10 protein-coding genes are annotated in these 10,420 nt (G+C 68.0%); 4 read left to right on the top strand and 6 right to left on the bottom strand.

The window, feature by feature from the left end:
- A partial coding sequence (locus VL52_RS25120; RefSeq protein WP_046159038.1) for a hypothetical protein occupies positions 1-231 on the top strand: 231 nt, incomplete at its 5' end.
- 184 nt (positions 232-415) lie between these two features.
- Here VL52_RS25120 and VL52_RS21950 read toward each other — a convergent pair.
- The 3 genes from VL52_RS21950 to VL52_RS21935 all read right to left on the bottom strand — a co-directional run bounded on the left by VL52_RS21950 (position 416) and on the right by VL52_RS21935 (position 3,853).
- Positions 416-1,198: a ferredoxin--NADP reductase gene (locus VL52_RS21950; protein WP_021477531.1), complete on the bottom strand. Its 783-nt coding sequence runs from the start codon at positions 1,196-1,198 to the stop codon at positions 416-418.
- 805 nt (positions 1,199-2,003) lie between these two features.
- Complete coding sequence (locus VL52_RS21940) at positions 2,004-3,038, bottom strand: glycosyltransferase family 4 protein (protein WP_046159036.1); 1,035 nt, start codon at positions 3,036-3,038, stop codon at positions 2,004-2,006.
- Positions 3,026-3,853: a UDP-2,3-diacylglucosamine diphosphatase gene (locus VL52_RS21935; RefSeq protein WP_046159035.1), complete on the bottom strand. Its 828-nt coding sequence runs from the start codon at positions 3,851-3,853 to the stop codon at positions 3,026-3,028. Before VL52_RS21935 ends, VL52_RS21940 begins: the two co-directional genes overlap by 13 nt.
- Before the next feature lie 190 nt (positions 3,854-4,043).
- Here VL52_RS21935 and VL52_RS21930 point away from each other — a divergent pair, with 190 nt between their 5' ends.
- Complete coding sequence (locus VL52_RS21930) at positions 4,044-4,706, top strand: response regulator (protein WP_046159034.1); 663 nt, start codon at positions 4,044-4,046, stop codon at positions 4,704-4,706.
- A complete protein-coding gene (locus tag VL52_RS21925; protein ID WP_052717465.1) occupies positions 4,703-6,049 on the top strand; it encodes an ATP-binding protein in 1,347 nt (448 codons plus the stop codon). The genes VL52_RS21930 and VL52_RS21925 overlap by 4 nt, the downstream gene beginning before the upstream one ends.
- Positions 6,050-6,171: 122 nt before the next feature.
- Here the strand turns inward: VL52_RS21925 and VL52_RS21920 are convergent, their stop codons facing one another.
- The 3 genes from VL52_RS21920 to VL52_RS21910 form a co-directional block, all read right to left on the bottom strand.
- Complete coding sequence (locus VL52_RS21920) at positions 6,172-6,528, bottom strand: 5-carboxymethyl-2-hydroxymuconate Delta-isomerase (protein ID WP_021475449.1); 357 nt, start codon at positions 6,526-6,528, stop codon at positions 6,172-6,174.
- 13 nt (positions 6,529-6,541) lie between these two features.
- Positions 6,542-6,946, bottom strand: a complete 405-nt coding sequence (locus VL52_RS21915; protein ID WP_046159033.1) for a hypothetical protein — start codon at positions 6,944-6,946, stop codon at positions 6,542-6,544.
- Between the two features lie 72 nt (positions 6,947-7,018).
- Positions 7,019-8,947, bottom strand: coding sequence for a TonB-dependent copper receptor (locus VL52_RS21910; protein ID WP_046159032.1), 1,929 nt, complete (start codon positions 8,945-8,947; stop codon positions 7,019-7,021).
- Positions 8,948-9,066: 119 nt separating this feature from the next.
- Here VL52_RS21910 and VL52_RS21905 point away from each other — a divergent pair, with 119 nt between their 5' ends.
- Complete coding sequence (locus tag VL52_RS21905) at positions 9,067-10,323, top strand: ATP-binding protein (RefSeq protein ID WP_046159031.1); 1,257 nt, start codon at positions 9,067-9,069, stop codon at positions 10,321-10,323.
- The last annotated feature ends 97 nt before the right edge of the window (positions 10,324-10,420 follow it).

Below are 10,420 nucleotides of genomic sequence, written 5' to 3'. Positions count from 1 at the left end.
CACGCCGCCAAGAAGGAAGCTTCCGCGCAGAAGGCCCAGGCCGCCAAGTCCGACGCTTCGGCCCCGGCCAAGAAGGCTGCCCACAAGCATGCCAAGAAGCACGCCGCCAAGAAGGAAGCTTCCGCGCAGAAGGCCCAGGCTGCCAAGTCCGACGCTTCGGCTCCGGCCAAGAAGGCTCACAAGACTCACGCCAAGAAGGCTCATAAGGCTGCCGCTTCGGCCGCCAAGTAAAAAACCAGACCGCAGTCTGGCTCGCATAAAAACTGGGGAGGCTCGCGCCTCCCCTTGTTTTTTGTCGACGTCCGTTCTGTTCACCGTTTCGCCGGAAAGGCGGGAACGGGCAAAAAAAACGCCCCGCATTTTAGTTTGCGGGGCGTTTTCGCGTTTTCGCGTCTGCGCGGGGCGGACGGATGGATCACTTCTCGACGAAGGCGCGCTCGATCGCGTAATCGGCCGGCTCGCCCATGCGCGGGGATTCCTTGAAGCCCATGCCGTTCAGGATTTCGCACAGATCGTGCAGCATGCTCGGGCTGCCGCAGATCAGCACGCGGTCGTGTTCCGGATTCAGCTGCGGCAGGCCGATGTCGGCGCACAACTTGCCGTTGGTGATCAAGTCGGTCAGGCGGCCCTGGTTGCGGAACGGCTCGCGGGTGACGGTCGGATAGTAGATCAGCTTTTCACGCACCATCTCGCCGAAGAATTCGTTTTCCGGCAGTTCTTTGGTGATGTAGTCGTGGTAGCCCAGCTCGCTGACCCAGCGCACGCCATGGGTCAGGATCACCTTGTCGTAGCGCTCGTACACGTCCGGGTCCTTGATGATGGACATGAACGGGGCGAGGCCGGTGCCGGTGGACAGCAGGTACAGGTTTTTGCCCGGCAGCAGGTTGTCCTGCACCAGGGTGCCGGTGGGCTTCTTGCTGATCATGACGGTATCGCCGACCTGCAGGTGCTGCAGGCGGGAAGTCAGCGGGCCGTCCTGCACCTTGATGCTGTAGAACTCCATGTGCTCTTCGTAGTTGGAGCTGACGATGGAGTAGGCGCGCATCAGCGGCTTGCCGTTCACCTCCAGGCCTATCATCACGAATTGGCCGTTGATGAACCGCAGGCCCGCGTCGCGGGTGCAGGTGAAGCTGAACAGCGTGTCGTTCCAGTGATGGACGGACAGGACCTTTTCAGCGGTCAGATTAGGAGAGGACATAAGCTCGTGCGACTCACAAAATTTAAAGATCGGACAATATTGCGCTGCAAAGATTCTAACCCGTTTGCCCGCCCCCTGCTTGTTCGTGCGGCTTCGGGTGTTGTATGGCGGCATGCTTGCCTGTGCTTGGGACGGCGCCGCGCCGGCGTGGGACCGGGGCAGACGCGATCGTGAATGGCGCCTAGCGGATTGTCCAGGCCGTGGCGCGCGGTTGCAGCATGGTAACTGACAGCGCATAGCGTGCGGAAGATTGTTTGCTGATTTTTTTATCGCTTTCCGTTATTTGGACGTGCTATAGCGGGCAGCGCTTGATCTGAAGCAAAGAGGGCGTCCCGGTGCCGGAACGCCCTCTGAATGAATCAAGGGGGATTTTACATCGCGGCCGCGCTGCCTGAATCGTCCATGGCGCGGGCCTGTCTGCGACAAGGCGTGCGCTGAAACCTGCACGCCACCCTGAAGCAGGGCGCTGCGAACACATCGCTCTGGCCGGCGCATCGATGATGCGCCCGCGACGGGCGCTTGGACGGAAATATCGCTTCCGGGTACTGCCGGTACTGCCCATGCGCCGGGCCGTCAATCGCGATGAAGGCAGGCTTGCCTGGGGCCGCGGAGAGATGCATCCGTCCTGGATGCTCGTTGGGCATTGCAGACACCTCCAGTGCCGACCGCCGCTCCATAGCGTGGGCGCGGTCGCAATGCCAATTCATGCGCGGGTCCGCCGGACAAGCTCGCCAAAGGCATCCGAGCTTTCCGCGTGCTTCGATTTTTGAAATATAGCGCTTACAGCTGATGAGGCAAGGCGCATTTAATCGGCGATGGGGTTCAGTCCGGCGGATGCGGCGGCGTTGGGGCGCAGATGGGATTCGAATTGGCGGCTGGCGGCCTGCCAGGAGTAGCTCTCGGCCACCCGGCGCACATGGCCGCGGTCCAGTTCCAGCGCCTTCAGGCAGGCGGCGCGCAGGTCCCAGTCCAGCACGCCGGCGCCGGAATCGCCGACAACGTCCAGCGGGCCGGCCACCGGGAAGGCGGCCACGGGAGCACCGCAGGCCATCGCCTCCAGCAGCACCAGGCCGAAAGTGTCGGTGAGGCTGGGGAAGACGAACACGTCGGCGGCGCGGTAGAAGCGGGCCAGCTCCTGCTGCGGGAACACGCCGGCGAAGTACACGTCGGGGTATTGCTGTTTCAGCCGGGGCAGCAGCGGGCCGTCGCCGACCACCCATTTGCTGCCGGGCAGGTCCAGCTTCAGGAAGGCTTCGATATTCTTCTCCACCGCCACCCGGCCGATGTAGACGAAGCGGGGCGGGTTGGATTCGTCCAGCCGCTGGCGCTCGCCAGGGCTGAACATCTCGGTGTCCACGCCGCGGCTCCACAGCTTGACGTTGTCGAAGCCGCGGGCCTCCAGATCGGAGGCGATGGAGCGGGTGGGCACCATCACCGCCTGCGAGGCGTTGTGGAAACGCCGCATCCAGGCGTAGCTGGCGGTTAGCGGCAGCCGGCAGCGGGCGTGGATGTATTCCGGGAAGCGGGTGTGGTAGGCGCTGGTGAAGGCCAGGCCTTCGCGCAGGCAGAAGCGGCGCGCGGCCAGGCCCAGAGGACCCTCGGTGGCGATGTGGATCGCGTCAGGCGCGAAGCCGGCGATGCGTTGCGCCACCTGGCGGTAGGGCAGCAGCGACAGCCGGATGTCGGGGTAGGTGGGGCAGGGAATGGTGCGGAATTCCAGCGGCGTGATCATGTTGACCTGGTGGCCGAAACCATCCAGCTCGCGGACGGTTTCGGTCAGCGAGCGGACCACGCCGTTGACCTGCGGCTTCCAGGCGTCGGTGACGATCATGATGCGCATGTGGATTCCTCCGAAGGGATGGGCTCTGGCGCTTCCTCGATGGACGCGCCGGCGGTCAGCGCGGTCCAGTGCAGCACTTCCAGCCGGCCGTCGGGATGCTCGACCAGCGCCGACAGGCTTTCCACCCAGTCGCCGCTGTTGCCGTACAGGATGCCGTCTATCATCCGCACTTCCGGCTTGTGGATGTGGCCGCACACCACGCCGTCGAAGCCGCGCCGCCGCGCCTCGCCGGCGAGGATGGTTTCGAACTGGCTGATGAAGTTCACCGCGTTCTTCACCTTGTGCTTCAGGTATTGCGACAGCGACCAGTAGGGCAGGCCCAGCCGGTGCCGCACCCAGTTGAAGCCGCGGTTCAGCTGCAGGATCAGCGTGTACAGATTGTCGCCGACGTAGGCCAGCCATTTGGCGTACTGGATCACGCCGTCGAACTCGTCGCCGTGCAGCACCAAGAGGCGCTTGCCGTCGGCGGTGAAGTGCTCGGCCTCGTGGCGGATGGCGACGCCGCCGAAGTTCAGCCCGCAGTACTGGCGCGCCGCCTCGTCGTGGTTGCCGGGGATGTAGATCACCTGGCAGCCCTTGCGCGCCTTGCGCAGCAGCTTCTGGACCACGTCGTTGTGGCTCTGCTTCCAGTACCAGGATTTTCTCAATTGCCAGCCGTCGACGATGTCGCCGACCAGATACAGGTATTCGGATTCGTGCTCGCGCAGGAAGTCGAGCAGGTGTTCGGCGCGGCAGCCGGCGGTGCCGAGGTGGACATCGGAAATCCAGATGCTGCGCAGTCGGCGGGAGGCGTCGGAAGCGGTATCTGGCTGCATGGCAGGTCCGTGGGCCGGGATGACGTCCCATGCTGCTATGGCGACGTGACAGGGAAATGAGGTTTTGTTGACGGGAAGGTGAATAGTCCTATGCCGTTCAATGACAATATGGGCGGATCGGGACGGCGCTTAAGCATGGTTTAAGCTATCAGTGGGATAAAGGACGCTGCGGCGGATAGCGGGAGGACGGATGCGGATACTGGTGGTGGAGGACGACGCGCAGATAGGCGATGGCCTGCAGATGGGCCTGCGGCAGCTGGGATTCGCGGTGGATTGGCTGCGAGATGGCCGGCAGGCGCTGGCCGCATTGCCCGCCGCGCCCTACGACGCGGTGGTGCTGGATCTGGGGCTGCCGGGCATGGACGGCATGGACATCCTCGCCGCCTGGCGCCGTGCCGGCCGCGACGAGCCGGTGCTGGTGCTGACCGCGCGCGACGCGCTGGCCGACCGGGTCGGCGGGCTGGACGCAGGCGCCGACGACTACCTGGCCAAGCCATTCGCGCTGGCCGAGGTGGCCGCGCGGCTGCGCGCCCTGACCCGCCGCCGCCATGGGCAGTGCGGCCCGCTGCTCAGCCACGGCAGGCTCAGCCTGGACCCGGTGGCGCGGACGGCGATGCTGGACGGCGCGCCGCTGGAACTGACCGCGCGCGAGCTGGCCCTGCTGGAGCTGCTGCTCAGCAGCAAGGGCCGGGTGCTGCCGCGGGAGCTGATCGAAGAAAAACTGTACGGCTGGGGGCAGGAATTGGAAAGCAACGCGCTGGAAGTGTATGTCCACCATTTGCGCAAGAAGCTGGGCGCGGGCTTCATCCGCACCTTGCGCGGCATAGGCTACACGCTGGGAGAGCCGGCTTGACGCGGCTGCGCAGCCTGCAGGCCCGGCTGATGCTGGTGTTGCTGCTGATCGTGCCCGCCACCTGGCTGGCGGCGTCGGCGGCCGCGGTGTGGCTGGCCCAGCGGGAGGTGGACGAGCTGTTCGACACCCAGATGGCGCAGTTCGCCCGCCAGTTGCTGGCGATAGATGTGCACGGCATGCGGCCGGATGATCCGCCCAAGCTCAAGCACCTGCTGGCCGGCGCCGACAAGGGGCGGATGGACAATGACGACATGGGGTTGGCGATCTGGGACGCGCAGGGGCGGCAGGTGCTGTGCGACGGACGCGGCCGCCGTTTCGACTACGAGCCGGCGCGGCGCGGTTTCCACGATTTCATCGGCCATGACCATCATCACGACTGGCGTCTGCTCTATCTGCCGGCGCCGGACGGTTCGCGCATGGTGGCGGTGGGGCAGAAGCTGGGGCTGCGGCAGGAGATGGTGTGGAGCGTGGTCAAGGCCCAGCTGCTGCCCTGGATGATAGGGCTGCCGCTGATGCTGCTGGCCATCCTGTTCGCGCTGCGCCGCGAGCTGGCTCCGTTCCGCCGGCTGGCCGGCGCGATCGCCGCGCGCGCGCCGGACGACAACAGCCCGGTGCCGGACGAGGTGCCGCAGGAGGTGCGGCCGCTGGTGCGGGCGCTGAACGCGTTGTTCGTCCGCATCGGGACAATGCTGGAGCACGAGCGGCGCTTCACCGCCGACGCCGCCCACGAGCTGCGCACGCCATTGGCGGCGCTGCGGGTGCAGGCTGAAGTGCTGGCGCTGACGCCGGACGAGGGCGGCCGGCGCCACGCCTTGTCGCAGCTGCAGCTGGGCATTGAACGCGCCGGCCGTCTGGTGGAGCAGCTGCTGGCCTTGTCGCGGCTGGACCCGTTGCAAAGCCCGAGGCAGCGCGAGGCGGTGGTTTGGGGGCGGCTGGCCGAGAACCTGATGGCGGAGCTGGCGGCGACTGCCGACGGCGTGGAATGGCGGTTGGACTGGCGCTGCCCGCCGGAAAAGGCGCTGCCGCTGTCCGGCGACCCGACCCTGGTGGGGCTGATGCTGCGCAATCTGCTGGAAAACGCCTGCCGCTATGGCCCGGCCGACGGCGTGGTGGAGCTGAGGCTGGAGGAGGATGCGGTCAGCGTGCTGGACCGGGGGCCGGGCATCGCGCCGGAATGGCTGGAGCGGGTGCGCGAGCGCTTTTTCCGCCCGCCCGGCCAGGAACAGCCGGGCAGCGGCCTGGGCTTGTCCATCGTCGAGCGCATCGCGGAATTGCATGGTCTGCGGCTGGCATTGAAGAACCGGCCGGATGGCGGGCTGGAGGCGAGGCTGGAGCGGGCCTGACTGCGACAATCCGCCGCAGGCGGGGCGCGCCGCGCCGAGGTATGCTGTGAGGGCTGGGCGCGACAGGCGTCCGGCAGACAAAGGTTGCAAGCCCGCCATGACCCGGCGGGCTTTTTTTTTGCTCAGCCGAGAGCCCGCAGCTTGTCGCGGCGGCTGTAGGCGGCGGGCGCCATGTCGCGAACCTCGCAGCTGACGGATTGCACGCCGGGCAGCCGTTCACAGACCGCGCGAACCAGCCGGTCCGCCAATTGACCCTTTTGGTCGTCGTCGCGGCCGGCCAGGATATGGCAAGCGATGTGGACGAAATCCTGGTCGCGGCCGCCTACCAGGAAATCGTCGTAGGACTGCAGCCTGACCTTGATGTCGGCGCTCTGGAACAGGCCGCTGGCGTCGGCGGCTTCGTGGACGGCATGCAGCAGTCGGTCGATATCCGGATGGCCGGCGATCTCGGCCGAGCATTCGATCACGCAATGGGGCATGGGCTTCTCGCTATCAATGGGGCGGGTTGGCGGGCGCGCCGAAGCGGATGCGCCAGAACAGCGCGTTGCACACGCCGCCGGCCATCGCGCCCAGGTACAGGGTCATCGAGTCGTTGTACAGCAAGGGTTCGGCGATGCGGGCGTACAGCAGCGTGATCGTGCTGCCGCTGACCGCGCCGGGGGCGAAGGCGACGACGGCGAGCAGCCAGGCCGGCCATTGCCGCTGCCAGCGCTCCACCGCGCCGGCCATCGCGATGCGCAGCAGGCACAGCAGCAGGCCGAAGACCAGCGCCGGCACCGCGCCCATCAGGTAGGCCATCATCGGCACCACGCCGCTGGCCAAGAGCGCCACCAGCGGCCCGAGCAGGATGAACAGCGTCAGACCGCAGGCCAGGATCTTGAAATAGGGAATCTTCATGCCGCCGCCATCGTGAAAAAGGCTTCCAGCCTAGCAGACTGGAAGCCCCGAGACGAGAGGACGGGCGGATATTTACAGCTCGACCTGCAGCTTGGTCCACAGCGTGCGGCCGGGCTCGTTGACGCGGGTGGTCTGGGTGTAGCCGGCCACCATGCCGCCGCCCTTGCTGACGCTTTCGGCGTAGTTGCGGTTGAACACATTGTCGATGCCGGCCAGCAGCTTGAAGCGCTTGCTGATCTTCCAGCCCGCGTCCAGCGACAGCGTGGCGAAGCCGGGCGCCGCGCCGATGTCCTGGCCGACGATATTGCCCTGGCCGGGCGCGACGCGGTCCTGGCGCTGCGCCGCGCGGAAGGCGGCGCCGGCGCCGTAGCGGCCGTTGTCCCATTTCAGGCCCAGCTTGCCCTCAAGCGGCGGGGTCTGCGCCAGCGGCCGGCCGTCGTCCAGATTGGCCGCCCACACCCAGGCCACGCTGCCGGACAGCGTCCATTGCGGCGCGAAGCGCCAGCGCGCCTCGCTTTCCAGGCCGTAGCGGCGGGCGTCGACGTTGCGCGCCATCTGCGGGCTGTTGTTGTCGACCAGGATGAAGTCGCCGACGCGGCTCAGGTAGGCGGACAGCGAGCCCTGCAGCTTGTCGTCCTGGTACAGCAGGCCCGCGTCCAGCTGCAGATTGCTTTCCTTGCCGAGGCCGTCGTGGCGGTTCAGCTCCCAGTAGTCGGGCGCGCGCTGGGCCTGGCCCAGGCCGACGTAATGCGTCCAGCCGCCGGTCTTGAGCTCGTAGCGGACGAAGCCGGAGTCCATGTGGTAGCGGTTCTCCGCGCGGATGCCGCCATTTGACGCGGCTTCCTGCACCGCCAGGGTGACATCCCGGCGCAGGCCGGCGATCAGCCTGCCCTGCGCGCCAAGGGGGGTGGATGCCTCGGCGTACAGGCCCTGGTTGTCGAAGCTCATGTCCGGCAGGCGCGGCTGCAGCTGGTAATCGACGCCGCCGCGGCTGCGGTGGCGGTCGCGCAGCCAGTCGACGCCAGTGGTGACTTCCCAGTCGCCGAAGGCCAGGTCGGCGCTCAGGCGGCCGGTGTCGGCCTCGCGGTCGGGGTTGCCCAGTCTTTTGATCTTGGGAGCCGGGCGCAGCGAGAAGTTGTCCATCACGTGGTCGACATAGCTGTGGTTCAGCTGCAGGCGCACCGCGTCCAGCCAGCCGGCCAGCCGGCGCTGCTCCAGCTTGACGCCCCAGGCGTCGCGGTCGAACTGGCTGCCGTCCATCATCCGGTCGGCGTAGGCGGCCTGGCCGCGGCTGCGGTCGGCCGAGACTTCCAGCGTGGTGTCGCGGCCCGGCGTCAGGCCGACGATGGCGGTCTGGCTGTCGCGGTCGAACGCCGAGTGGACCGGACGGCCGTCGCCGTCGCGATAGTCGCCGCCGTGGTTGCGGCTGGCCAGGATGCGCGCGTAGCCGTACTGCGAGCCGGCGGCGAAGTCGGCGTAGGCGTCGTTGCGGTCGCCGCTGCCGCCCAGCAGGCTGCCGTTGAAGCGGACGCCGGGCTGGTCGAAGCGAGGCGTCTTGCGCTCGAAATTGACGCCGCCGGCCACCAGGCCGGGGCCGAGCTTCACGCTTTGCGGACCCTTGACCACATCCACCACGTCGTAGGCGTCGGGGAACAGATAGGCGGTGGGCGGGTCCATCCGGCCGCCGCAGCCGCCGAACACGAAGCCGCCGTCGGCCAGGATGGCCAGCCGCGAGCCGCCCAGGCCGCGCAGCAGCGGATCGCCGGAGCTGCCGCCCTTGCGGGCGACGTTGAAGCCGGGAATGTTCTTCAGCAGCGAGGCGCCGTCGGCGGCCGGCGCCGGCTGGCGCGGCGCGCGCGGGTCCAGCGATAGTTGCAGCGGCTGGTCGAGGCGGCTGGCGGTCACCAGCACTTCTTCGCCGATGAAGGCGGGCATTTCCGCCGCGCAGGCATGGGCGACGGCCAGCGCGAGCGGCAGGGGGAGCAGATAGCGGATTGTCATCACGGAACGGGTTTGTGTTGGAATTATTGACCGGGGATGGTAGTGGAAGCCGCCGAGCCGACCAATGCGGCAAAGTGTCGCAGCCGCCGCGCGGCCGGCTTGGTGGTAAAGTGCCCCCCATGAACAGGAATGCGATGTTGGCGCCGGCGCTGGCGGGGGATGCCCCGCAGGCCGGCGCGCGGGTGCGGCGCTTGCGCTGGCTGATGCTGTGGCTGGCGGCGGCGATGCTGGCCGGTTGCGCGCTGGAGCGGGTGGAGCTGCCGTGGCTGCTGGTCGGCCAGGCGCTGGGCACGCTGGCGCTGGTCAATCTGCTGCTGCCGCGCCTGCCGGCCTGGGGACTGCCGGCCGAGCTGGCGCTGCGGCTGGGCCTGCTATGCGACGTGCTGGTGCTGACCGAGCTGCTGGCCTTCAGCGGCGGCGCGGCCAATCCGCTGGCTTCGCTGTATCTGCCGCCGGTGCTGTTCGCCGCGCTGCTGTCGCCGGGCTGGTTCGCCTGGCTGCTGGCGGCGCTCAGCGTGGCGGCGTACGGCCTGCTGTTCGAGTGGCATCTGGACTGGCCGCTGAACGGCGGCAACGCCGCCTACGCCTTCAATCTGCACCTGTCCGGCATGTGGATTTCCTTCGCGCTGTCGGCGCTCCTTATCGCCGGCTTCGTGTCCTGGCTGGCCCGCCAGCTGCGCCATCAGGGCGACGCGCTGGCGCAGGCGCGCGAAACCCAGCTGCGCGACGAGCAGCTGCTGGCGGTGGGCATGCAGGCGGCCGGCGCCGCCCATTCGCTGTCCACGCCGCTGAATACCATGACGCTGTTGGTGGACGAGCTGCTCAGCGAGCGGCAGGATGACGAGGCGCTGCGCCAGGATCTGGAACTGATGCGCGCGCAGCTGGCCAGCTGCCGCGGAACGCTGTCCCGCCTCAAGCACGGCTCCGAATCCCGCGGTGGCCCGCAGCCGCTGTTCGCGTCGCTGGCCGAGCGGCTGGAAGGCTGGCGCAGCCTGCGGCCGGACGTGAGGCTGGAGTGGCGGACGCCGGACGGCGACGATCCGCTGGTGAGTCTGGACGCCGCGTTCTGGCCGGCGCTGTTCAATCTGGTCAACAACGCGGCCGAGGCCGGCGGCGGCGAGGTGGCGGTGTCGGCCAGCCTGAGCGGCGGCCGGCTGCGGCTGGACATCGTCAACCGCCAGGGCTGTTTGAGCGAGGCGCAGCTGGCGCGCGCCGGGCTGGCGCCGTTGGATTCGTCCAAACCGGCCGGCCTGGGGCTGGGCATGATGCTCAGCCACGCCACGCTGGCCCGGCTGGGCGGCACGCTGAGCCTGGACAACCGCGCCGAGGGCGGCGTGCACGCCCGCATCGAACTGCCGCTGGAGGAGGGGGCGTGAGCGATTTCCTGCTGATAGACGACGACGAAGCCTTCGCCATGGTGCTGACCCGCTCGCTGGCGCGGCGCGGCCACGCGGTCGCCTGGGCGCGCGACGC

It is taken from the genome of Chromobacterium vaccinii, assembly GCF_000971335.1.
GTDB lineage: Bacteria > Pseudomonadota > Gammaproteobacteria > Burkholderiales > Chromobacteriaceae > Chromobacterium > Chromobacterium vaccinii.
The sequence above is the reverse complement of the archived record's forward strand: the minus strand, read 5'-3'. Positions and strand labels throughout refer to the sequence as shown.

Bases quoted from the DNA above. Each gene is read 5' to 3' on its own strand.
- VL52_RS21920 (WP_021475449.1), bottom strand. From the start codon at position 6,528: ATGCCCCATTGCGTGATCGAATGCTCGGCCGAGATCGCCGGCCATCCG.
- VL52_RS21915 (WP_046159033.1), bottom strand. From the start codon at position 6,946: ATGAAGATTCCCTATTTCAAGATCCTGGCCTGCGGTCTGACGCTGTTC.
- VL52_RS21950 (WP_021477531.1), bottom strand. From the start codon at position 1,198: ATGTCCTCTCCTAATCTGACCGCTGAAAAGGTCCTGTCCGTCCATCAC.
- VL52_RS21935 (WP_046159035.1), bottom strand. From the start codon at position 3,853: ATGCAGCCAGATACCGCTTCCGACGCCTCCCGCCGACTGCGCAGCATC.
- VL52_RS21905 (WP_046159031.1), top strand. From the start codon at position 9,067: ATGAACAGGAATGCGATGTTGGCGCCGGCGCTGGCGGGGGATGCCCCG.
- VL52_RS21930 (WP_046159034.1), top strand. From the start codon at position 4,044: ATGCGGATACTGGTGGTGGAGGACGACGCGCAGATAGGCGATGGCCTG.
- VL52_RS21910 (WP_046159032.1), bottom strand. From the start codon at position 8,947: ATGACAATCCGCTATCTGCTCCCCCTGCCGCTCGCGCTGGCCGTCGCC.
- VL52_RS21940 (WP_046159036.1), bottom strand. From the start codon at position 3,038: ATGCGCATCATGATCGTCACCGACGCCTGGAAGCCGCAGGTCAACGGC.